The sequence below is a fragment of the Novosphingobium decolorationis genome (assembly GCF_018417475.1).
Classification (GTDB): domain Bacteria; phylum Pseudomonadota; class Alphaproteobacteria; order Sphingomonadales; family Sphingomonadaceae; genus Novosphingobium; species Novosphingobium decolorationis.
On record NZ_CP054856.1, the window covers coordinates 3,552,498 to 3,576,355 of the forward strand.

The following is a 23,858-nucleotide window of genomic DNA, read 5'->3' on the forward strand; positions in this document are numbered from 1 at the left end:
TCCATGCGGCGTGAACTGATTCGGTCGCCCTAGACGTCGAAGGCCCCGGCCTTCCGGCCGGGGCCTTGCGTGGGGGCTCAGTCGCCTCGCCGCCCGTTGGGGCGGGACCAAATCAGCGAGAAGGTGTCGCCTTCCTCGTCGTCGAAGAGGTTGGCGTAGATCGGGGCGTTGAAGCTCGGATCGTCGAGCTTGAGGCCCAGATAGTCGCGGCCCTCGTTGGAGCGCTTGGACCAGGCGGCGCCGATCTCGACCTTATGTGGTGCTCCACATAACGTCGATTATGCTGAGAACGGTATTATGCGGAGTGCCAGGTCTTGAGGGCTGGTTTTCCGGCTGTTTCGGCGGATTCTGCTCCACATAATCGCGGGCTTTGTGGGCGGGCGCCCCGCCGTGAGCGGAGCGCCCTTGTTGGATCATCGCGACCAGATGAGCTTGTGCTCGCCCTTGTCGCCCTGCACCAGGGAGGCGTAGACCGGCGCGGTGAAGGAGGGATCGTCGAGCTTGAGCGAGAGGTACTCGGCGCCTGTTTCCTTGGCGGTCTTGCTCCAGCCGGCTCCGAACTCGACGCCGTTTGCGGTGACCCGGTGGTCGGGTGCCTTGTCGCTGTCGTGGTCGCAGGGCTTGATGGTGGCCTTTACGTTGAGGGTGAGGGTTCTGATCGTTCCGGCGTAGGTGCCGTTTTCGTCGCGGGTGAAGGTGCCGATCTGAGCCATTGTCGTATCTCCTGAGAGTTGTCCGAAGCCGCCCCATGCGGTCTCGATGGCGGTCGAGGGGCGACGGGCCGGACGGCTGCACCAAAAGGGCCGCAGCGTGAGCGGAGGGCGGCGGCAGCCGAGCTTGTTGCTTCGCGAGGAATGCGGCGGAGCCGCAGGGGAAGAAGGTCGGCGGAGCCGTTGCAGATCAAGGCCGGACCGGCGCCAGACCAGCCCAGATGAGAGGCCGCATGGGGGCTTTGCTGCATTGTCGGAAGAGAACGACACGGGCAGTCGGCACCCCATCGGCATGACCGGCGTCACGGGCGGCGGGGCAATCCTCCCCGCCACCATGATCACCATGATCATCATCCTGCGACACGGCAACTCAGGTTGGCCCTTCCACGTCGGAGAGCAAGGATGCGATCAACGCGTCCCCCGCCTTGAACCGGCCGCGCCTCAGCTCCGGAGGAACGACCGCCTCGACCGCTTCCAGCTTCTCGGAGGGATCCATGCGCAGATAGACCTCGGTGGTGCGGATATCGGCATGGCCGAGCCAGAGTGCGACCTTCCGGATGTCGTGGGTGGCCTGCAGCATGATCACGGCACAGCTATGCCGGAGCTGATGTGGAGAGACGCGACGACCACGCAGCGATGCGCAGGTCTCGGCCGCTTTGCGGACGTGCTTGTCGAGGACATATTCGAAGCCTGCTCGGGTCATCGGCTCGCCTCGGGCGTTGACGAACAGTTCCGGTACGGGAACATTGCCCCTGACACTGAGCCACGCCCGAAGATCGCGCGCGGTTTCCTTCCAGAGCGGCAGGCAGCGTTCCTTGCGGCCCTTTCCCCGGATCGTCACGCTCGCGCCTTGCTGGAGCGAGAGGTTTGCGGTCAGGGTCCCGACCAGTTCGGAGACCCGCAAGCCGCCAGCAAAGCACAGATGCAACATCGCCCGATCTCGCACGCCGGATCGGGTCGTAACATCGGGAGCATTGAGGATCGCGCGAACCTCCTCCATCGTCAGATGACGGATGAGCTTCTGATCGTGGCGTTTGACCGGGATCGCATGGATCCTGCCAATCTGCTCCAGGGCCGACGGCACCCGGTACTCGACATAGCGCATGAACGCCTTGACGGCGGCGAGCCTCAGGTTGCGGGAGGAGACGCTGTTGCCACGATCCCGCTCGATATGCGTCAGGAACGCGACGATCATCGGCGCATCGAGATCCTCGATCGCAAGCCGCGACGGCCGGGTTCGCAACCGTTTAGCGGCGAAGTCGAACAGCAGCTTGAAGCTGAAGGCATAGGTCTCGCAGGTCTGAGGGCTGTAGCCTCGCTGATTGGGCATGTAATCGCGCAGGAAGCCGGTGATGAGCGGAGCGAGTTGCGTCATGTGGCGCTCTCCCCGACCAGCATTTCCGCAGCCGTGGCGATATCCGCCATCAACTCCGGCGTCGTTTCCAGATACCAGTAGGTGTTCCGGACATCGGCATGACCCAGATAGGTCGACAAGGCGACGAAGTGCCGGGCGACCGCACGACGCTCGGCGCCGCATTGCTCCAGCACCCGTGTCGCGAAGGTATGGCGAAGATCATGGATGCGGGGTTGCCGCCTTCGCTCCGGCGCAATCCCCGCGCGGCGCAGGACGCAGCGGAACGTATAGTTCACGGTGGTGTGGCACATCTCGCGATGCTGGACGGACGTGAACAGCCAGGGACTTTCGGATGCATATTGACGACGAAGCGCAAGATAGCGATCGAGTGCCTCGATGACCGTCGCATGCAGCGGCACGAGCCGGCTTTTCCGGAACTTGGTCTCGCGGATATGCAACACGCCGCCCGGCTGGATATCGTCCAGCTTGAGCCCGAGCGCCTCACAGACGCGTAGCCCGGTTGCTGCGATCAGCCCGAACAGCATGACGTAGAGCTGACGCCTCAGGGGATTGGGCTTCTGATACCTCAGACTGCCGGCCGCATCGAGAATCCGGGCGATCTCGTCCGGCGTGTAGATGTAGGGAACGGGACGGGCCTGGCTTCGTGGCAAGTCAGCGCGCGGGATGTCATGGCGGGGATCCTCGGCGTGGAGGAAGCGCGCGAACAGAACGATCTCCGACATCCGCCGGGCCCGCGTGTTCGGGGTGCCGGCGACTGTTTCGAGCCATCGAAGAACCGTTGTTGCCTGGATATGAGTTTCGCCGCGGTTGGTGGCAAAGTCCGAGTAGGCACGAAGATGCCGCTCGGTCTTGACCAGCTTGTAGCCGAGCGTGCGACGCAAAGCGATATAGCGGTCGGTGGCGTCCCTCAACATGGCAGCCTCCCGCCCCAGGGCTGGGCGATCTCCGACAGCAGGCCGATATCTACCTTGGCATAGAGCGCGGTGACAGATGGCGAACGGTGCCGCAACACCGTGCCGACGCCGGCAAGGCTCGCACCGTTGCGCAGCATCGCGGTCGCAGCGGAATGCCGAAGCATGTGAGCACCGCGATGCGCACTGTCGATCTTCGCCCGGTCGAGGGCGCGCCGTACCAGGCATTTCACCGCGATACGGCCGACGGGTCTGATCGGCGCTGTTTCGGTCAGGAACATGCGCGTCGTCGCAATTCGGGGCCGTCCCTGCTTGATATAGGCCAGAATGGCGTCGCCAACCTCCTGTGTGAGCGGCAGGTGTTCCTCCCGGCGGCTCTTGCCGGACAGCTTCAGCAGACCGTTCTTCCAGTCGAAGTCGCCGAAGGTGAGATTGGCGACTTCGCTCGCTCTCAACCCCAGGCGGGCAAGCAGGAGGATGATCGCGCGGTCACGTAATCGGACCTTGTCCTCACACGAGGCGAGCAGGCGATCGATATCGGCTTGCCCGAGGAAGCGGGGCACCGTCGCCAATTGCCAGCTTGCGAAGGTCGGAACCGCATGCTCCCGTCCGATCGGGCAGTGTCCGATCGCCACGAGGTATTTGAGGTAGGCGCGTGTCGCAACGGTGATGCCCCGTGCGCGCCCGATCCCGTGTGGTTTGGCCCGCTCCAGCACGAAGTCGCGTATCGCTGTGGCCGTGTAGGCAGCCGGATCGGTTCCAAGTGCCGCAAGCAGATCGGTCAGGGTTTGCTGATAGGTGTCGAGCGTGGAATCCATGATGCCGCGTTGCTCCCGCATCCAATGCCGGAAGGCGGCGAGTTCCGGCCAGTTTTCCTCGAGCGACGGTTCGTGCGCCGGCGGAAGAACGCCTTCATTACGCAGATAGGTGATGAACAGCTTGGCGGCGCCCTGCGGTGCGCGAGCCTTCTTGCTGCCCCGGAACACCGACGCCGAGGCGGCAAGGCCCGCGTCGAGCGTTTCGAGTTCAAAGCCCTTCGCGCGGACCCAATCGGCCCACAATGCGAGCAGGCGCACCACCTCGATAATCGTTGCCGGCGAGTAATTCCGATCGTCGAGCCAGTCTTTGAAGCCCTCGGCATGCGGTTGTAGCCAATTGATCCGGACATCGACGCTCCGGCGATGCCTGCGTTTCCGTTTTGCCATCCTGTTTTCCTTCGAGTTGCTTGTTGGTGCCGGAGGGACCGGCGCATCGAACAAATCGAAGGCTGCGGTATTATTCCACGCGATATGCAATTTGCCGGCCCGGATTGAACTCGCAGCATCGGGAGCGGTCTGAGTTGCCGTGTCGCAGGATGATGATCATGGTGATCATGGTGGCGGGGAGGATTGCCCCGCCGCCCGTGACGCCGGTCATGCCGATGGGGTGCCGACTGCCCGTGTCGTTCTCTTCCGACAATGCAGCAAAGCCCCCATGCGGCCTCTCATCTGGGCTGGTCTGGCGCCGGTCCGGCCTTGATCTGCAACGGCTCCGCCGACCTTCTTCCCCTGCGGCTCCGCCGCATTCCTCGCGAAGCAACAAGCTCGGCTGCCGCCGTCCTCCGCTCACGCTGCGGCCCTCTGGGTGCAGCCGTCCGGCCCGTCGCCCCTCGACCGCCATCGAGACCGCATGGGGCGGCTTCGGACAACTCTCAGGAGATACGACAATGGCTCAGATCGGCACCTTCACCCGCGACGAAAACGGCATCTACGCCGGAACGATCAGAACCCTCACCCTCAACGTCAAGGCCACCATCAAGCCCTGCGACCACGACAGCGACAAGGCGCCCGACCACCGGGTCACCGCCAACGGCGTCGAGTTCGGAGCCGGCTGGAGCAAGACCGCCAAGGAAACAGGCGCCGAGTACCTCTCCCTCAAGCTCGACGACCCCTCCTTCACGGCCCCGGTCTACGCCTCCCTCGTGCAGGGCGACAAGGGCGAGCACAAGCTCATCTGGTCGCGATGACCGCCAAGGGCGCTCCGCTCACAGCGGGGCGCCCGCCCACAAAGCCCGCGATTATGCGGAGCAGAATCCGCCGAAACAGCCGGAAAACCGGACCTCAAGACCTGGCACTCCGCATAATACCGTTCTCAGCATAATCGGCGCGGCCGACTAGGACCCGGTGGCTGGGGGCGTTCTCGCCGGTGGCGCGCTGGTCGGGGACGATGCGCACGTTCTTGGCCTGGACGCTGAGGGTGACGATCTCGCCGGTGAACTCGTTCGAGCCGGTCTTCTTGAAGGTGCCAATGGTCGCCATTGTAAGTCTCCGTTTTCCGTTCCCGAGCCCGCACCATTGCGGCCTCGATGGCGATCGGCAGGCCGGAGGCGATCGACGGCGCACCCCGAAGGGGCCTGACAGCTAAGGAGGGCTTTCTTGTTTCGCGAGGAATGACGGCGCAGCCGGCAGGGGAAGAAAGTTTGACGCGGCTGTTGCGTCGTAGGCGATCGAGGCGCAGCCGGTCTTCGGCCAGATCAGGCCATTGCAGAGGACGTTTGGAGCGGTCGAGGCACGGTCAGATAACGGAGAAGATGGCGGCCGTGCCGCAACGGCAACCGGCGCCGCGGCATGCTCACCGACTTCGTCTCCTCCCGCCAGGCCGACGCTGCTGCATCCTGACTTTCCATCGCCGCCACCGAGATCGCCGTGCCGATGTCCGGTGCCCGCCAAGACACGGCTCTGCTCCCGCAGCGCTCCAACGAGGACCGCCTTTCCGGACCAGCGTCGATCCGCGTCGGACACGCCCATCGATCCAGCATCAGACGACGGGAGCGACCACGGCCACGGCTGCCCTGATCCTCCTGGCGGCGATGACGAAGATCAGGCCCGTGCAAGGTCCCGGCCGGACGGGGCCGGAGCCGTCGCCATTCCAGCGACCCGCACGAAGGCGGTGACGCCGACCGCGACCGCGCCGATGACGGAGAAGGTGATCTGCCACGCGTGGGACGGCATAAGGTGCTGCACGATGCCATGGGTGGCATGGAAGCCGGCGATCGCCGCAGGCGCGACGAAGGCCGCGGCCACGATCAGCTTCAACCACATAGGTCGGACGATGGTGATGAGCAGATGGCCGGCGGCGAGCGTGATCGCCGCCGCAACGGCGCCGACTAGGATGGCGCCAGGGACGCCGGCGCCTGTGCCGTGCGCCCAAGCCCCTGCGGTCACGCCGAAGAACGCCGGCAGCGCGAAGACTGCCAGCGTGAACAGCAGCCAGCAAAGCAGGCCTATCGCTGCGAGGAATGCAAGTGTTGCGAGGATGATCATGGTGGTGGTCTCCGTAGCACAAGGTCTGACGGTCGCGCCTTCCACCACCACCACCACAGCGCGGCCGAGAGCATAGCTAAAATTCAGTCGCGGCGGGAACCGAAAAATCCGGTCGTCCGCTCCCGTCAGAGTCCGTATTCCATCTCGGCAATGAAGGCGTCAAAGCGTCTGTCGCTTTCGGCCGCATCGAAGGCAGCATTCAGGACAAAGAGCGCAGCAACCATAAGGTCAGTGTCGCGCTGATTGCTGTGGCTTTTGTCACCATGGAACAGGTTGTTCCGCGCTGTCTTGATGCTGTCGAACAATCCGCCCGCGTCTGCTGGCGTGTCTGGCTTGCCCGACCAACGGACGCCACCTCCGGTGTCGGGAACAAGATGGTCCGGCGGGGAAGTGAAATAGATCGCGGCCTCGGGCGCCGCTTTCATGCGCTCGAAGAAGTCAGCCGGCAGATCGGCGGCAAAGGCCCGCCAAGCGGCGTCCGCACTATTTTGCCGGCGATACCCGCCCTTCTTCATAGCGTACTCAAAGCGAGAGAAAACGGCCAAAAGATCGTATCCGGCCTGAGAGACCTTGTGTCTAAAGTATTCCTGGAGTTTGACCATGTTGACTGAGGGCCTCATTCATCTTTGATGGTGGTATAGCAAATATTTAACGTGGTGCCTCGCCAGGCATTCGTTGGGGCGGCGCTCACGCGCCGCCGAACTTCCAGACCGGGATGCCGAGCTTCTTGGCCTTGTCGGCGAGGTTGTCGTGGATGCCGGTGCCCGGGAAGTGCATCACGCCCTTCGGCACGATCTCCAGGATGTCGTCGTTGCGCTTGAAGGGTGCTGCCCGGCCGTGCTTCGTCCAGTCGGGCGCGAAGCCGATCTGCGGGACGTTGCGGTTGTTTGCCCAGAGCGAGGCGATCTTCTCAGCGCCCTTCGGCGATTTGCCGTGGACCAGCACCATGTCGGGATGCTTCTCGTGGACCTGATCGAGCTTGGCCCAGATCAGCCGGTGGTCATCGAAGTCGAGCCCGCCGGTGACGACGATCGTCGGGCCCGGCGGCAGGAGTACCTCCTGGTCTGCGCGCTTCTTCGCCATCAGGAAGTCGCGGCTGTCGATCATCGCCGAGGTGAGATTGCGATGGTTGACCTTCGATCCGCTGCGCGGAAGCCAAGTCTTGCCGACGTGGCGCTCATAGTGTTCCGCGGCTTGGTCGCGCATCAGCTCGAAGGCGTTCTGTCGCTCGATCAGCGTCATGCCCTCGGCGATCAGGCGCTCCAGTTCTACGGATTTCACCTCGCTGCCGTCCTGTTCGCGCTGCGCCCGCTTCTGGGCCTGCTCATTGTCGTCCAGATCCCGGCCGATCCGGTCGGTGGCGCGGTGGAAGACGTTGACGGTCGACCAGAGGAGATCGTCGAGGTCGGGTTCGAGGCGCGTGTCCTCCAGGGTGCCGATCAGGGCGTCGAAGATGTCGGCGACAGCGCCCGCGACCTGGTTGCCGTCGGGCAGAAGCCGCTGGTCGGGCTCGTCGGCGAAGGGCCGGTAGCCGTGGAGCTGGAGTTCGTTGAGGACATGGTCGGTGGGTGAGGATTCGTGGTGCGGTTCATAGTCGTCGTGATCGCGCATGGGATGCTCCGTCGGTTGGACCGCGACCGTCGCGGCCTTCATGGCGACGAAGCCCACGGGCCGGACGGCCGGGCACCCGGAGCGCGAGCGCAGGGCTCGATGGCTAAGGCCGGCTATTTTGTCTCGCGATGGAAAGGCCCGCAGGGCCGCCGGAAAATAGTCGGCCGCCGCCATTGCCCGGCTGGCCGGCTTGTGGGCCGATCGCCCTCTCGAAGGCCGAGGCGCGGTCCCACTTCGACGGATTGAAGCAGCCGCCGAGCATGACTGCGAACCGCACGCCCGTTCTCCTACCGGCTATGCCGCCAACGCCATGAAGCGCGCGACGTCCTGCGGCGCGACCTGCAGCCGGGCTTCCATGCGCAGCGCGTCCAGGCCGAGGGTGCGCAGATCCTCGTTGAAGTCGTCCAGCTCCGGTGAGATGACGATCGCCTCGATCCCGGCCGCGTTCGCCCGTTCGATCAGCTTATCGCGCGCCCCGTCGCCGGCCGGATCGCTGTCGCGGACGATGTAGAGTCGCCGCAGTATGTCGGGGAACAGGACGGCGGCGAGATGCGCCGCGGAGAGCGCCGCCAGCATCGGCATGTCGGGAAGGACCTGCCGGAGTGACAGGACGGTCTCGATGCCTTCGCCAGCCGCCATCACCTCTCCACCGATGCCGAAGCGCACAGCGTTGCCGAGGAGATCGCCCATTGCCCGCCTGGGCGTATCGATCGGCGCCTTGTCGCGGCGGCCGGGATCGAGCCAGGTGCGATGGGCCCCAGTGATCTTGCCGTCGAGGTCGGTGACTTCAGCGATCATCGCCGGCCAGGTCTCGGTCGGCGAATGCTCGTCGGGTCGATAATAACAACGCGGGTGGAAATGTAGGCTTCCGGTTCCGCGTAAATCCGTAATGCCGCGTTCCCGTAAATACGCCTTTACGAGCGTGCCGTAGATCGGCTGCGACATGCGAACTAGGCGTCGGGCGGCTTCGGGCGACCCATGCGGGGCTGGGCTCTGCCGCTGGTGCTCATGAGGTTCGGGCTCGGGGGGCGGCATCGAGAGGAAGGTCCGGGCCTCGTTGGCGACGTCCTTGAAGTCGACCAGGCCACAGCTTTCGCGGATGACGTCGAGAAGATCGCCATGTTCGCCGGTCGCTGCGTCGGTCCATTTGCCGGCTAGACCCTTGGGGGTGTCCTTGAGCCGGACATACATCGAGCGCCCGGGCGTGTTGCGTGCGTCGCCGACCAGCCAGTAGCCGCCTTCGCGGCGGCCACTGGAGAGATAATGGCGGCACACCGTTTCGGCACGATCGGCGAGGCGACGTGCAAGATCATGCGGATTTTGGGTCATGGTCGTTTCCCATGCGAAAAGGCCCGCCGTCTCCGGCGGGCCAGTCTCGCAAGTCGTTGACGTTATTCGGCCGCGATCGCGGTGGGGGCGTCGTGGGCCGTCTCATTCTCCGCAGTCGGCTCATCTTCGGCCATAGCCGTTTCGCCGCCGATCGCCGTCGATTCATCGCCCACTTCGACAGGTTGCTCGGTGGCCGCGGAGGCAGCGTGGGTTTCCGGCTGACCAACGGTGCGGAGCGGCTCCGGCAACCAAGCGGTGTCGGCCAACAGCGTTTCCGCCTCGGCCGCCATGTCGCCCTTCTTCAGATGCTCGATCCGGTCGGCGGCGCGCTGACCCTTCGCCTGCGCGACCGCCTGTAGGATGCGGGCCTTCGTCACCAAGCCGAGGAAATTGTCCACGGTCGGTTTCCACCCGGCGGCCGCCATGTCGAGATCGACGGCCTGTGCGAGCCGATCGGCATGGGCGAACGCCCGCGGCCGCCGGTTCCAGGGCTCGTAGACCGCGTTGACCGAGAGGCTGACGATGTGCGCGAAGAGGCCTGCCTGACTGTCGCCGTCCCACGCCTGGAGCGCCTCCCAGAGGTCGGCCGATTCCTTCGGCAGCGCCTTCGCCCAGCTCTCGTGTCGGACGCGGATCGCCTCGGCCGAGGCGCTGTCGTTGAGCCCCGGCGCCTGGGTGCCGAAGCTGATGCTCTTCACATCGAGTTCGAGGCAGCTATCCGAACCATAGTGGTAGAAGGTCTTCAGCGTGAGGACATGGAGAGCCGCGAGGAAGGCGACATCCGGCCGCTCGCCGAGCGCGTGGCGCAAGCCCAGCGTCCGGTGCGAGGTCAGTTCGGTCACTAGCCGATCGGAGATCGGCGAAACGCCATCGTCCTCCTCCGCGTCGGCGTCGGGCTCCGCCGTGACGACGGCTTCAGGACCTTCGTAACCGGCGGCCATGGCGTGCTCGTCATCGCCGTCCGCGGACAGCTCGGTCTCGGGTTCGGCCGGTAGCTCGTCTTCCGACCGAACATAACCGCGCTCGACGCGAAGTTGGCCGTCGGCGCCGATGTTGACGAAGGCGCCGGCGCGCGCGATCTCGGCGGTGTCGAACACAACGGGACGGTTGTCGAAGCCCTCGATCAGCGTCTCCAGCTCCGAGAGACGTTCGTCCACCTCGTCCGGCAGTTCGTCGGCGTCCTGGTATTCCTCGGACAGCCGGTCGAACTCGGCCTGGAGCGCATCGCGGCTTGCCTCCTCTTCGGGGGTCAACGGCACGGTCTCGCCGCGAAGCTGGCGCAGTCCGAAGGCGTGTCCATAGGCGAAGTCCGGCGCGACTTCGATCCACTTCCAGCCTTCGGCGGCGACCACCTCGGCGTCCGCCTTCAGCTTGTCGGCCACCATCTGGTCGACGAGCAGAACATCCTGCAGCCAGCCGCCGTCATCGCCTTGGAATAGGTCGCGCAGGACCGTGCCACCGGCCGCGACGTAGGCGTCAATGCCAATAAACTGCACGCGCTTGTCCGAGGCGCGAACCGCGCCCTCGGTCAGCATGCGGCGGATGACGTAGGGCTGCTTGTCGTAAGAGGCTTTCAACCGCTCGAACACCTGCTCCTGACGCTCATGGTCACCGGAGACGGTGAAGGCCATGAGCTGGTCGAGCGTCATGCCGTCCTCGGCATAGACGCCGAGCAAGGCTGGCGAGACCGACGCAAGCTTCAGGCGCTGCTTCACCACGTTGACGGAAACGAAGAACGCGGCGGCGATCTCTTCTTCGGGCTGTCCTTTCTCGCGCAGCGCCAGGAAGGCACGGAACTGGTCAAGCGGATGCAGCGGTGCGCGCTGGACGTTCTCGGCGAGCGAGTCCTCCTCCGCGATGCCGCTTTCGCGAACGATGCACGGCACCGGCGCGGTCTTGGCGAGGCGCTTCTGCTTCACGAGCAGCTCCAGCGCCCGGTAGCGCCGGCCACCGGCCGGGATCTCGAACATGCCGGTCTCGACGCCGGCCTGGTCGACGACAGCGCGCACGCTGAGGCCCTGCAAGAGGCCTCGGCGGGCGATATCGTCGGCTAACTCCTCCACCGAGACGCCGGCCTTGACGCGCCGGACGTTCGACTGGGAGAGCAAGAGCTTGTTGAAAGGGATGTCGCGCGAGGGCGAGAGGGTGATCTTCTGAACAGGGGTAGCCATCGGGATGTACTCCGCGACGAGCGCCGAAAGCCTCTCTCTCAGCACCAACTCGTCACGAAGCGCAGCGCCGCCCTCTCACTCTGGAGGGCAGCGCCGCAGAACCGACGACTTCCAATTAGCGCACCTTCGACTACCAATTTGCCGGCATCGGCTGAAAGTCGGAGACACGCCTTTCCGCATCTCCGGCTTTCCGGGACTCAGGCCGCCCGATCGAGCAGCTTCTTGGCCCGCGCCTCCAGGTCGAGCCGCGCGTCCTGCTGAGTCTTGTCTCGCGCGACAGCGGTGATGCCCTGGACGAAATCGAAGACGCTTTCGGGCTTGCGCCCTTCCTCGGCCAGGACGGTCTCAATGATCTTTGCCGTCTCGCTCTTGGAAAAGCCGCGCTTGCGCAAGAAATCGCTGCGGTCCTCGTCGCTGCGCGCGACAATCTTCTCCCGCGCCGCCTTGATGCCGTTGACAAAGGGCAACGGTGAGGAATTGGCGAAGCGGGTCAGCGCTGGAGCTGCCTCATGCGCGAACCGCGAGGCAGCGTATTTGGAATGGCGGATCGTGATCTCCTCGAAGTCCTCGACGCCCCAGAGATTGCGGTTCTGGCAAACGGCGCGGAGATAGAAGCTCGCCATGCCGAGCGTCTTCGCGCCCACCTCGGAATTCCAGCAGTAGAAGCCGCGGAAGTAGAGGTCCGGCGAGCCGTCGGGAAGACGCCCGGCCTCGATCGGATTGAGATCGTCGACCAGGAAGAGGAAGACGTCGCGATCGGAGGCGTAGAGCGTCGTGGTGTCCTGGGTGATATCGACGCGCGGATTGTAGATCCCTGTCGACCAGTCGAGCACCCCCGGCACTTTCCAACGGGTGTCACCCGTGCCGTTGCCGGCGATGCGCTGAACCGCGGCGACTAGTTCGTGGTCGAAGATGCGGCCGTAGTCGGGGCCGGTGACGGCACGCAGCTCAATGCGCCCATCTTCGATCTCCAGCGTCTTCACCTGCTCGGCGCGATGGGAGGTCAGCCCATACTGCAGGTTGATGCCAGCCAGCGGCGCAGGAAGCTGACGCAGATAGGCCGCCGGCGCGCCGACCAGGCCGGCGAGCTGGCCGAAGCTCCAGTGGGTCGGAGCGATCGGCGTGTCGGAGCCCGGCAGCATCAGCGCCAAGCGCTCGGCGTCGTCGCGGCTGGCCTCCACGCGGATCGCCGCGCTCTCCACCGTCCGGGTCCGGCTGCGCTCGGTTCGGCCGCGCACCGCAGCGTAGAGGTCGGACAGGGATAGGTAACGCTCGTCCGCCGGCCGCTTGAACCACTCCGAGGAAACGCGGCCGACACGCTGGCCGCGACTCACGTCCACCTTGTAGCCGCCGACGTGTTCGCGAGCGGTGTCCAGAATTTCCACCTGGGTCATGGGTCGTCTCCATGACGGGCGCTGGAAGCCTCTCTCCCAGCCCTCAACCCGTCACGGAAACTCGGTCCGCACTCTCACTCTCTTGCGGGGCGTTGCAGGGCGGCAGGCCCTGCAGAAGGGGTCGGCCGAGACCGCGGGCTCGGATGCAGGGGAAGGCTTTCCCAACCTAACGGTCAGCTCCGGCATGAAAGTCTTATGGCTTTGCATCTTTCCTCGGCACATCAATGCTGATACAAATCCTCGGAGAATACACCTCATACTCCGAGCCGACGTATCTTGCCCGAGCCCGCATCCCAGCGCCGAACTGCCCACACCGTGCTGAAAGCGCGTGGTATCGCGCGTCTGGCCGAACTGCGCGCGGAGGGAGTGACTGCGGCCACCATGAGCCGTATGGAGCGAGATGGTGAGGTCCTTCGGCTTGCGCGGGGGCTTTATCAGCTCCCTGATGCGCCGCTCGACGCTCACCATAGTCTCGCCGAGGCAGCGAAACGGGTCCCCAAAGGGGTGGTCTGCCTGGTCTCGGCCCTCGCGTTCCATCAGCTTACCGATCAACTCCCAAGGCAGGTGTGGCTCGCCATCGGCCAAAAGGATTGGGCTCCCAAGGGGCATGGCGTGCCTGTTCGGCTCGTAAGATTTACGGACCGCCTCCTTACGGAAGCCGTGGAGTTCCACACCATCGAGGGGGTGCCCGTAAAGGTTTTCGGGGTCGCCAAGACGGTCGCCGACTGCTTTCGGTATCGCAACAAGATCGGTCTTTCGGTGGCGATTGAGGGCCTCCAGGAAGCGCTTCGTCAACGCAAGACAACCCCCAGTGAAATGGCCAGGCAGGCGGAGCGAGGAGCAATCGCCACAGTCGTTCGACCTTATCTCGAGGCGCTGACCGCCAATGGCTAAGGAAATCAAGATCAGCGATACGTCGGCACTGTCTCCATTGCGGTATGCAATGCGGAAACTGGTGTGAGGGATAACCGATGAAGATCATCGACAACACCTCACTTCTTCTCGGAGATGACCTGAAGGCGACGCTGGGACGTGGCGCCCGACTCAAAATCGCGGCATCATGCTTCTCGATCTATGCTTTCGAGGCGCTCAAGAGCGAATTGTCAAAGGTCGAAAGCCTTCAGTTCATTTTTACGGCACCGACCTTTGTCCCAATGGAAATGACGGACCGCCTCCGCAAGGAACGGCGAGAGTTCTTCATTCCCAAAGCGACGCGCGAGCGAGGCCTGTACGGAACCGAGTTCGAGATACAGCTTCGTAATAAGCTGACCCAGCGTGCAGTCGCGCGGGAATGCGCTGACTGGATACGCAAGAAAGCTCGCTTTCGGTCGAACACGACCAAGGCACCGATGCAGCAATTCATCCATGCGGCAGCGGAAACGAGTGACGTCGCCTACATGCCGATCAGCGGCTTCACAGCTGTCGATCTCGGCTATCAGAAGGGCGACGCGGTATCGAACCTCGTCACGCGTATCGACGATGGCGCGCATACGCAGGTGTACCTGCAGTTATTCAACCAGATCTGGAACGATGAGGAAAAGCTCAGCGACGTCACGGCCGCCATTTGCGATCACATCGAGTCCGTCTACCAGGAGAACTCCCCGGAACGGATCTATTTTCATATTCTCTATAATCTCTTTCAGGACTTCCTCGAAGAAGTTGATCAGGACGCGCTGCCGAACGATCTGACCGGTTACAAAGACAGCCTCGTCTGGAACAAGCTCTTCAATTACCAGAGAGACGCCGCGACCGGCATTATCAATAAGCTTGAAATGCACAATGGATGCATTTTGGCGGATAGCGTCGGCCTTGGTAAAACTTTCACCGCCCTGGCGGTGATCAAATACTACGAACTGCGCAATCGGTCGGTGCTGGTTCTGTGCCCGAAGAAGCTTGCGGACAATTGGCGCAACTACAATACCAATCTGACAACGAACATTTTCGCCAAGGATCGCTTCAATTACGATGTCCTAAGCCATACCGATCTCTCCCGCACGTCAGGAGAGGCGTTCGGCATTCCGCTGAACCGGGTGAACTGGGGCAATTACGATCTCGTCGTCATTGATGAGTCGCACAATTTCCGGAACAACGATGTCTTCAAGGATCGAGAGACTCGCTACCAGAAGCTGATGAACAAGGTCATTCGTGCTGGCGTGAAGACCAAAGTTCTGATGCTATCGGCGACGCCAGTGAACAATCGGTTCAACGATCTGCGCAATCAGCTCGCGCTGGCTTACGAGGGTGACTCTGAAAACCTCAGTCGCAAGCTGAAAACCAACACTGGAATCGAGGAGATTTTCCGGCGCGCGCAGAAGGCATTCAACGCGTGGTCCGATCTGCCTCCAGAGGAGCGAACCGCGGCCGCGATCTTGAAAGCCCTCGACTTCGATTTCTTCGAGATGCTCGACGCCGTGACGATTGCAAGGTCCCGCAAGCATATCGAGACCTTCTACGACACCAAGGATATCGGCAAATTTCCCCAGCGCCGAAAGCCGCTTTCGTATCAGTGCCCGATCACCCATCGATCGGACGTGCTAGGCCTCAACGATATCTTCAGCAGCCTGTCGGTGCTCAAGCTCGCGGTCTACGCCCCGATCAGCTACATCCTGCCGAGCCGGCTTCGTAAGTACGAAGAAATCTACGACACCCAGGTGGAAGGCGGTCGCGGCAAGCTGCGGCAGGCCGACCGCGAGCGGAGCCTTCAGGCTCTGATGACCACCAATTTGCTCAAGCGGTTGGAGAGCTCTGTCGAAGCATTCCGCCTCACCCTACGGGCGCTGCACGGCAACATCGCGCAGACGCTCCAGGCTATCGACACCTATGAGAGCACGGGCGCGGCCCAGATCGTGAGCGACCATCTCGGCGATCCCGGTTTCGACCCGGACGATGACGACCTGAGCGGACTCGATGAGTTCACGGTCGGCAAGAAAATTCAGATCAGCCTGTCGGATATGGACATTCCGTCTTGGAAGCACGACCTCGCCGCGGATCTCACGCTCATTGGTGATCTGATCGCCTCGATGGATAAGGTGGGACCGGAGGATGATGCCAAACTGCAGCATCTGAAGGATGTCGTCACCCGCAAGGTTGCCGACCCGCTCAATGCGAGCAATCGCAAGGTTCTCATCTTCACCGCCTTCGCGGACACGGCGAAGTACCTTTATGCGAATCTAGCATCGGCATTTCTCGAGTCGGACGGCCTACACTGTGGCATGGTCACTGGCTCCGATGCGCCGAAGAGCACGCTGAAGAAGAGCTATGACTTCCAGTCCCTGCTCACGCTGTTCTCCCCGCGCGCGAAGGAGAAGCATCTGGTCCTGCCGCACGAAACGGGCGAGATCGACATCCTCATCGGGACGGACTGCATCTCCGAGGGCCAGAACCTTCAGGATTGCGACTATCTGATAAACTACGACATCCACTGGAACCCGGTGCGGATCATCCAGCGGTTCGGGCGCATCGACCGCATTGGCTCGCCCAATGCGCAAATCCAGCTCGTCAACTACTGGCCGGAAATCTCGCTCGACGAGTACATCAATCTCAAGGAGCGTGTCGAAAACCGTATGATGATCGCCGACGTTACGGCGACCGGCGATGACAACGTGCTGACCGCCAAGAGCAGTGACATCGCTTACCGGAAGGAGCAGCTCAAGCGGCTCCAGGAAGAGGTGATCGAGCTGGAGGACGTGCGAACCGGGATCTCAATCACGGACCTCGGCCTCAACGATTTTCGCATGGATCTCTTGAACCATATCAAGGAACACGGCGACCTCGATCATCTGCCCAACGGCATGCATGCTGTGGTGCCGGCGCAGCCGGCGCTAGGTCTGAAGCCGGGTGTGATCTTCGCGCTGAAAAATATCCACGACAGCGTGAACATCAACCAGCAGAACCGGCTGCACCCCTATTACCTCGTCTATGTCGGTCACGACGGTGGGGTCGTCATCGACCATACCGAGGTGAAGCGCTTGCTCGATCTGATCCGCACGAGCTGCAAGGGCCAAGCGGAGCCGATCCGGGCGGTCTGCCAGCTGTTCAATGAGCGGACGCAGGACGGTCGCAAGATGGAGCAATGCTCCGCGCTTCTGAGCGCCGCGATCCGCTCAATGATCGAGGTGAAGGCAGAAAAGGACATCGACAGCCTGTTCAGCGGCGGGCGGACCACGGCGCTAGTTCATACCATCGCCGGCCTCGACGATTTCGAACTGATCGCCTTCCTTGTGATCGAAGAGGCGGCGGCATGACGGCGGCCTTCTTCGACTATCCCATAGCCGCCGCCTTCGGCCGTGTTGTCCCGAAAAGCCGGATTTATGAGCATGCGGGCGTCGGCACGGCGCTAAGGGATCTGTTTGTGACCCAGGTCGATCAGATCACTTGGAAGTACAAGCTCGCGCCGGAAACTATGAACCTTGCGGCGACGAAGGCCGTCGGTGAGATTCAGGTTTTCGGCATCAGCCTGCGCAACGGCAAGCTCGACGAAGAGGTGCTGCGCGCGATCGACCGGGCGATCCCGTTCCCGCTGATTTTCGAGCTCAGCTGGTCTGGCAAGCGAAAGGCGGTGGCTGCCTTCAAGCGGCCGAGCGATGCCGATTCCACCAAGTGGGTTGTAAGCAGCTATTTCGCGACCGATTGGTTGCCTGACGAGGCGCCTCGCCGGCCGTTGCCGGTCGCGCTCAACCTAGGCGGCCTCTACGACGCCCTCATCACGGCTTTGATGCCAAAGGCCGGCGTCGAAGCGGAGCACGCTGGCGAGGACATCCAGACGCGCGTGGCGCGGATGGAGGCCATCCGGTCCAAGACGCGGGAGGTGGACCGGATCAAGGCCCGCCTTGTCCGTGAGAAGCAATTCAACAAGCGCGTGGCGGTCAATGCCGAGCTGCGCGCCGCACGGCGGGAACTCGAGCGCCTATCCAGCGCAGCTCCCGATCCTGCCGCGACGAATGAGTAAGGATATGACGATGGATAAGCTGAAGATGCAAAGCCCTGACCTGAGCCAGGAAAACATCGCGAAGATCCGCGACCTGTTCCCCGGCTGCGTGTCCGAGGCGCGCGACGAGGTGACGGGGGAAGTACGTCTAGCGGTAGACTTCGATCAGCTGCGCCAGGAGCTGAGCGACCACATAGTCGAAGGGCCACAAGAGCGGTACCGGCTGGACTGGCCTGGAAAACGCGAGGCCTTGATCACTGCGAACTCCCCCATCTCAAAAACTTTGCGACCTGCACAGGACGAAAGCCTCAACTTCGACACGACGAAGAACCTCTTCATCGAAGGCGACAACCTCGAGACCCTTAAATTGCTGCAGGAAACCTATCTCGGTCAGGTGAAGCTGATTTACATCGATCCTCCCTATAATACCGGGAAAGACTTCATCTACCGGGACAACTTCACCGCAGAGAAAGAGCAGTTTGAAATCGACGCGGGGGAGAAAACGGCCGAAGGCGGGCGTCTGGTGGCGAACTCAGATACGCGCGGTCGATATCATTCGGACTGGATGTCGATGATCTATTCGCGTCTGACGGTCGCGAAGAGGCTGCTGAAGGATGATGGGATCATCCTCGTCAGCATCGATGACTACGAACAGGCCGCGCTCCGAAAGGTGATGGACCAGGTCTTTGGCGAGACGAATTTCGTGGCTCAACTGGTCTGGGAAAAAGGCCGAAAGAATGATGCAAAATTCTTTTCCGTTGGCCATGAATACATGCTGGTTTTCGCGAAGAACGTGACGCGGATACGCGAACATCAAGAAGTTTGGCGGGAAGAGAAGCCAGGTGCACGCGATATCTGGGCCGAATTTGTCAGGCTGCGCGGAGTTCATGGTGATGACTTCAAGGCCATCGAGGCTGACCTTTCTCAATGGTACTCCGACCTGCCGAAGGGCCATCCCGCAAAGAAGTGGGCGCGGTACAAGCGCGTCGATGAAAATGGTCCGTGGCGGGACCGTGATATCTCTTGGCCCGGTGGAGATGGGCCGCGATATGATGTGATCCACCCAGTGACAGGGCTTCCGTGCGAAGTCCCAGAAGCGGGTTGGAGATATTCAACGTCCCAGGAGATGCAGAGGCAAATCAAGGCCGGGCTCGTCGAATTCCGTGAAGACCATAAGCAACCGCCGTTTAGAAAGGCGCACATTCGGCCAATCCCTGAAGAGGCGAATGGAAGCCAAGTCGACTCGAACGATATCGATGACGACAGCGACGAGGAAACGGATTTCGCCACGCAGGTTCGTGGGTCGTATTTCTACAAGCAATCCCAAGTCTCGGTAAAATACCTGCGCAAGCTCATGGGGGCGAAGGTCTTCACGAACCCCAAGGATCACGATGAGTTGGCAAAATTGATCGAATATATGACGCCGAATGACCGTGCTGCCCTCGTGATGGACTTCTTTGCTGGATCGGCCAGTACCGCCGAAGCTGTCTTCCGGGCTAATGCCACCTATGGAACCAACCACCGTTTCGTTATGGTGCAGCTCCCCGAGGATTTGCAGGAGGCAGAAGCCTCGACCACGGGGACTACGAAGAAGACGGTACAGGCCGCAATAAAGCTCTTGAAGAAGAAGGGTCGACCGCTCGTCTTGTCCGAAGTGTCTAAGAGCCCGATTCAAAAGTTCCTCAGGCGTAGCAATACCTTGCGGTTCTGCGGATAAGCATGCGGATAGAAGCGATCATAGCCCAGGCGGTTGAAGAGGCGATGGTCGCTTCCCAGTCCTTTGCGAGGCGACGACACCGCCCCAGCCAGGCGAAGGTGCGCTCGACGACCCAGCGGCGCGGGAGGACTTCAAAGCCCTTGGCTTGATCAGATCGTTTGATGATCTCGATCACCCAGTTCCCGGCTTTGGCGAGTGCCGTTCTGAGCTTGTCACCGGCGTAGCCACCATCGGCGAAGATATGGCGCAGCCAAGGGAAGCGCTGGCAAATCCTTTTGAGCACGTCGACGGCGCCATCCCGGTCCTGAATATCGGCGGTGTGCACGAGGATGGAGATCAGAAAGCCGGAGGTGTCGGTCAGGATATGACGCTTTCGACCTTTGACTTTCTTGCCCGCGTCATATCCACTCGGACCGCCGCTCTCGGTCGTTTTCACGCTCTGGCTATCGATGATGCCCGCACTGGGAGAGGCTTCGCGCCCCTCGATCTCTCGCAGGTTCATGACCAGCAGCGTGTTCATCACCTCGAACAATCCCGCGTTACGCCAAGCGTAGAAATAGCGCCGAACCGTCGAAACCGGTGGAAAGCATTTGGGCAGCAGGCGCCAGGCACATCCGGCCGAGACCAAGTAGAGCAACGCGTTGGCCACTTCGCGCATATTCGTGCTGCGACGCCGACCGCCGTGCTTTGCCGGAGGAATGAACGGTGCCACCAACGCCCACTCCCTGTCCGTCATGTCGCTTGGATACCGCAGTCCTTTGCGGCTATGCTCATCTCGAGCAATGCCAGTCCATGCCATTGATCACTCCATCTCTCGCAAGGACGGCGTGAATCATAACATGCTGGTATTGCTCAACAACTTTTGGATCGGGCTCTAAGGAACGCGTGAGACAGGCCGGGGCAGCGGTGTTGTCGGAGACTTGCGATCCGGGTTGGAATCGCGATGTCGGCTTCCGGGTCCTGAAGGTCGATACGTCCAACATGCAGGACGTCTATTATCGCCCGGACGAGATCGATCAGAAGGATCTGCTCACCGCCGTCGACAACATCAAGCCCGATCGCACCCCTGAGGACCTGCTGTTCCAGGTGCTCGTCGACTGGGGCGTGGACCTGACGCTGCCAATCAAGCGCGAGACGGTGCAGGGCAAAACCGTGTTCTTTGTCGACGGAAATGCGTTGGTCGCCTGCTTCGACACTGGCGTGACGGAAGAACTGGTGAAGGAGCTTGCTGCCTGCGAGCCGCTGCGCGTCGTGTTCCGCGATAACGGCTTTGTGTCCGATGCGGTGAAGATCAACGTCGAGCAGGTCTTCCGCCAGGTTTCGCCCGGCACCGACGTCAAGTCGATCTGAGGGGGCGGGCATGAAGCTGAAATTCAAGGTCCAGCCCTATCAGACACAGGCCGTGACTGCGGTCGTGGACTGCTTCGCCGGGCAGCCGATGTCGAACGGGATCACCTACCGGATCGATCCGGGCCAGAAGGCGCAGACGAGCGCCTTCGAGGAGGGGTTCAAGAACGCCGATCTGGCGCTGACCGAGCTTCAGGTGCTGGCCAACATCAAGGACGTCCAGAGCCACCAGAACCTGCCTGTTTCCGACAAGCTGGTCACCAGCGCCGGATGCCGGACCAACCTGGACATCGAGATGGAGACGGGGACCGGCAAGACCTATTGCTACATCAAGACGATCTTTGAGATGAACAAGCGCTATGGCTGGTCGAAGTTCATCATTATGGTGCCGTCGATCGCCATCCGGGAAGGCGTCCACAAGTCGTTGCAGATCACTGCTGACCATTTCACCGAGAGCTACGGCAAGAAGGCGCGCTTCTTCATCTACAATTCCAAGCGCCTGCACGAGCTGGAGAGCTTCTCGTCGGATGCCGGCATCAACGTGATGGTCATCAACATCCAGGCGTTCGCGGCGCGCGGCGCCGACAACCGCCGCATCTATGAGGAGCTGGATGACTTCCAGTCCCGCAAGCCCATCGACGTGATCGCCAGCAACCGGCCGATCCTGATCCTTGACGAGCCGCAGAAGATGGAAGGCGCGGCCACGATGGAGGCGCTGCCGAAGTTCAAGCCGCTGATGATCCTGCGCTACTCGGCGACCCACAAGACGCAGCACAACCGCGTTCACCGGCTCGATGCGCTCGATGCCTACAACCAGAAGCTGGTGAAGAAGATCGCCGTTCGGGGCATTCAGACTCGCGGACTTGCCGGCACGAACGCTTATCTTTACCTCGAGGGGATCGAGATCTCGAAGAAGGCGCCCGTGGCGCGGCTCGAGATCGAAGTGAAGCTCGCGAGCGGCGAGATTAAGCGCCAGCTCAAGCGGCTGGAGTTCCGTGACGACCTGTTCGCCGAGTCAGGCGAGCTGGATCAATACCGCGACGGCTTCACGATCTCCCAGATCGACGCCCGCAACGACACGGTCGAGTTCACCAACGGCGTGGCGCTCCGAGCAGGGGAGGCGACCGGCGACGTGTCGGAGCGCGACATACGGCGCATCCAGATCCGCGAGACGATCAAGGCGCATCTGGACAAGGAAAAGCAGCTCTTCGCGCAAGGGGTTAAGGTGCTGTCGCTGTTTTTCATCGACGAGGTCGTGAAGTACCGTGACTACACGCAGGCCGATGAGAAAGGCGAATATGCCCGCGTGTTCGAAGAGGAGTATGAGCTTCTCAAGGCGGAATATCTGGGTGAGCTGGCGATTGATAACGACGCCTACCGGAAGCACCTGGCGGGCATTGATGCAGCCAAGACGCACAACGGCTATTTCTCGATCGACAAAAAGACCAACCGGCTGAAGGACCCCGCTGTCGGAGCGCGGTCGGTCGATTCAGACGACGTGGACGCCTACGACCTGATCCTGAAGGACAAGGAACGCCTGCTGTCTTTTTCGGAACCCACGCGGTTCATCTTCTCGCATTCCGCGCTGCGCGAAGGATGGGACAATCCCAACGTCTTCGTCATGTGCATGCTCAAGCACAGCGACAACACCGTTTCGCGGCGCCAGGAAGTGGGCCGCGGACTACGCCTGTCGGTGGACCAACACGGCGACCGGATGGATAACCCCGCAGTCGTCCATGACATAAACGTCCTCACCGTCGTCGCCAGCGAGAGCTACAAGAACTTTGTGGCCGGCCTCCAGAAGGAGATCGCCGACACGCTGACGTCGCGCCCGCGCAAGGCGACGGAAGCATACTTCACGGGCAAGACCATCAAGACGGATGCCGGCCCGGTCGAGATCACGCCGGCCATGGCGAAGCAGATCTACCGGTACCTCGTGAAGAACGACTATTCCGATGACGCGGACCAGATCACCGGCGCCTACCATCAGGCGAAGGAAGCTGGAACCTTGGCGGCTTTGCCAGATGAGTTGAAGGCGCACGCCGATCAGATCTTCCAGATCATCGACAGCGTCTTCAGCGATGCGCAGATGCCCAAGGTCGAGGATGGCCGCAAGTCGAAGACCAATCCGCTCAACGAGAATTTCGAGAAGAAGGAATTCCAGGAGCTCTGGCGGCGCATCAACCAGAAAGCCGTCTATCGCGTAGAGTTCGACTCCGAGGAATTGGTCCGCAAATGCGTAAGCGCCCTCGATAGCCAGCTTCGCGTGACGCCGCTCCAGTACACCGTTCAGGCAGGGATTCAGGGCGATGGGCTGACTGACGAGCAGCTCAGGGCAGGTGATGGTTTTGCCCTGACAGGGTCTACGACCGAGCGCGGCGAATCGGTCCATTCGCTCGTGAAGTATGACCTCCTCGGAAAGATCGCTGAAAATACGGAACTCACACGCAAGACTGCAGCCGATATCCTGACTGGCATCCAGGGCAGCGTGTTCGGGCAGCTCAAAGAGAACCCGGAGCACTTCATCGCCGAGGCGTCGCGGATCATCGCCGAACAGAAGGCCACGATGGTGATCGAGCGGCTGACCTATGACGGGCTCGCCGAGCATTACGACGTTGACATCTTCACCGCGAACCAGACCGGCCAGGACTTTTCCAAGGCTTCGACTAAGCTCAAGCGGCACGTCTACGATTATGTGGTGACCGACTCCGACATCGAGCGCAAGTTCGTCGACGGGCTCGATATCGCCAGCGAGGTCGTGGTCTACGCCAAGCTGCCGCGCGGCTTCCTGATCCCGACACCCGTTGGCGACTATAACCCCGATTGGGCGATTTCCTTCAAGGAGGGAAGCGTCAAGCACATCTACTTTGTCGCCGAGACCAAGGGCACCATGTCTTCGATGAAGCTCCGGGAGATCGAAAAGACGAAGATCGCTTGTGCCCGGAAATTCTTCGATGAGATCGGGCGGCGCGTGTCTGAGGATCGAGTCAAGTATGACGTGGTCACCGGTTACGAGAAGCTAATGGATATTGTGGGGGGAGCCCCTCCATTTAATTAGTGGCTT

18 protein-coding genes and 2 pseudogenes are annotated in these 23,858 nt (G+C 61.9%); 7 read left to right on the forward strand and 13 right to left on the reverse strand.

Translation table 11 applies throughout. The features are described 5' to 3' along the window. Positions 1–77 precede the first annotated feature (77 nt). The 5 genes and pseudogenes from HT578_RS16530 to HT578_RS16550 form a co-directional block, all read right to left on the reverse strand. Positions 78–254 (reverse strand): annotated as a pseudogene (locus tag HT578_RS16530) (DUF736 domain-containing protein); the annotation flags it as partial. A gap of 159 nt (positions 255–413) precedes the next feature. After that, the gene (locus tag HT578_RS16535; protein WP_094543825.1) at positions 414–713 is read right to left on the reverse strand and encodes a DUF736 domain-containing protein; all 300 of its coding nucleotides are present in this window, start codon (positions 711–713) and stop codon (positions 414–416) included. A gap of 367 nt (positions 714–1,080) precedes the next feature. Further along, the gene (locus HT578_RS16540) at positions 1,081–2,085 is read right to left on the reverse strand and encodes a tyrosine-type recombinase/integrase (protein ID WP_094543822.1); all 1,005 of its coding nucleotides are present in this window, start codon (positions 2,083–2,085) and stop codon (positions 1,081–1,083) included. After that, the gene (locus HT578_RS16545) at positions 2,082–2,999 is read right to left on the reverse strand and encodes a tyrosine-type recombinase/integrase (RefSeq protein ID WP_213500747.1); all 918 of its coding nucleotides are present in this window, start codon (positions 2,997–2,999) and stop codon (positions 2,082–2,084) included. Before HT578_RS16545 ends, HT578_RS16540 begins: the two co-directional genes overlap by 4 nt. Continuing rightward, on the reverse strand, positions 2,993–4,201 hold the full coding sequence (locus tag HT578_RS16550; protein ID WP_094543824.1) for a tyrosine-type recombinase/integrase: 1,209 nt from the start codon (positions 4,199–4,201) through the stop codon (positions 2,993–2,995). Before HT578_RS16550 ends, HT578_RS16545 begins: the two co-directional genes overlap by 7 nt. 500 nt (positions 4,202–4,701) lie before the next feature. On the opposite strand from HT578_RS16550, the gene HT578_RS16555 reads away from it, so the two are divergent. After that, entirely contained in the window at positions 4,702–5,001 is a 300-nt protein-coding gene (locus HT578_RS16555; protein ID WP_213500748.1) for a DUF736 domain-containing protein, read from the forward strand. Between the two features lie 133 nt (positions 5,002–5,134). Here HT578_RS16555 and HT578_RS16560 read toward each other — a convergent pair. From HT578_RS16560 to HT578_RS16590, 7 genes and pseudogenes are all read right to left on the reverse strand, one after another. Beyond that, positions 5,135–5,293 (reverse strand): annotated as a pseudogene (locus HT578_RS16560) (DUF736 family protein); the annotation flags it as partial. 561 nt (positions 5,294–5,854) lie between these two features. Further along, positions 5,855–6,298, reverse strand: coding sequence for a hypothetical protein (locus HT578_RS16565; protein ID WP_213500749.1), 444 nt, complete (start codon positions 6,296–6,298; stop codon positions 5,855–5,857). 125 nt (positions 6,299–6,423) lie between these two features. Continuing rightward, complete coding sequence (locus HT578_RS16570; RefSeq protein ID WP_213500750.1) at positions 6,424–6,900, reverse strand: hypothetical protein; 477 nt, start codon at positions 6,898–6,900, stop codon at positions 6,424–6,426. 85 nt (positions 6,901–6,985) lie between these two features. After that, positions 6,986–7,909, reverse strand: coding sequence for a DUF2493 domain-containing protein (locus tag HT578_RS16575; RefSeq protein ID WP_213500751.1), 924 nt, complete (start codon positions 7,907–7,909; stop codon positions 6,986–6,988). Positions 7,910–8,203: 294 nt separating this feature from the next. After that, positions 8,204–9,238: a DUF7146 domain-containing protein gene (locus HT578_RS16580; protein ID WP_213500752.1), complete on the reverse strand. Its 1,035-nt coding sequence runs from the start codon at positions 9,236–9,238 to the stop codon at positions 8,204–8,206. Positions 9,239–9,300: 62 nt separating this feature from the next. Next, entirely contained in the window at positions 9,301–11,409 is a 2,109-nt protein-coding gene (locus tag HT578_RS16585) for a ParB/RepB/Spo0J family partition protein (protein WP_213500753.1), read from the reverse strand. A 197-nt stretch (positions 11,410–11,606) separates the two neighbouring features. After that, positions 11,607–12,803, reverse strand: coding sequence for a DUF932 domain-containing protein (locus HT578_RS16590; RefSeq protein ID WP_213500754.1), 1,197 nt, complete (start codon positions 12,801–12,803; stop codon positions 11,607–11,609). A 315-nt stretch (positions 12,804–13,118) separates the two neighbouring features. On the opposite strand from HT578_RS16590, the gene HT578_RS16595 reads away from it, so the two are divergent. From HT578_RS16595 to HT578_RS16610, 4 genes are all read left to right on the forward strand, one after another. After that, a complete protein-coding gene (locus tag HT578_RS16595) occupies positions 13,119–13,697 on the forward strand; it encodes a type IV toxin-antitoxin system AbiEi family antitoxin domain-containing protein (RefSeq protein ID WP_277884204.1) in 579 nt (192 codons plus the stop codon). A gap of 77 nt (positions 13,698–13,774) precedes the next feature. Further along, complete coding sequence (locus tag HT578_RS16600) at positions 13,775–17,047, forward strand: helicase-related protein (protein WP_239026325.1); 3,273 nt, start codon at positions 13,775–13,777, stop codon at positions 17,045–17,047. Continuing rightward, positions 17,044–17,751 (forward strand): DUF4391 domain-containing protein, encoded by a 708-nt coding sequence (locus HT578_RS16605; protein ID WP_213500756.1) that lies wholly within the window; start codon positions 17,044–17,046, stop codon positions 17,749–17,751. Before HT578_RS16600 ends, HT578_RS16605 begins: the two co-directional genes overlap by 4 nt. Positions 17,752–17,761: 10 nt before the next feature. Further along, the gene (locus tag HT578_RS16610; protein WP_213500757.1) at positions 17,762–19,447 is read left to right on the forward strand and encodes a site-specific DNA-methyltransferase; all 1,686 of its coding nucleotides are present in this window, start codon (positions 17,762–17,764) and stop codon (positions 19,445–19,447) included. Here the strand turns inward: HT578_RS16610 and HT578_RS16615 are convergent. Then, positions 19,413–20,246 (reverse strand): IS5 family transposase, encoded by an 834-nt coding sequence (locus HT578_RS16615; protein WP_213500758.1) that lies wholly within the window; start codon positions 20,244–20,246, stop codon positions 19,413–19,415. The two genes, HT578_RS16610 and HT578_RS16615, sit on opposite strands and share 35 nt — an antisense overlap. 86 nt (positions 20,247–20,332) lie before the next feature. Here HT578_RS16615 and HT578_RS16620 point away from each other — a divergent pair, with 86 nt between their 5' ends. Both HT578_RS16620 and HT578_RS16625 read left to right on the forward strand, forming a co-directional pair. After that, positions 20,333–20,797 (forward strand): hypothetical protein, encoded by a 465-nt coding sequence (locus HT578_RS16620; RefSeq protein WP_213500759.1) that lies wholly within the window; start codon positions 20,333–20,335, stop codon positions 20,795–20,797. A gap of 10 nt (positions 20,798–20,807) precedes the next feature. Beyond that, positions 20,808–23,852 carry a type III restriction-modification system endonuclease gene (locus HT578_RS16625; protein ID WP_213500760.1) on the forward strand — a complete coding sequence of 1,015 codons (3,045 nt, stop codon included), beginning with the start codon at positions 20,808–20,810 and terminating at the stop codon, positions 23,850–23,852. The last annotated feature ends 6 nt before the right edge of the window (positions 23,853–23,858 follow it).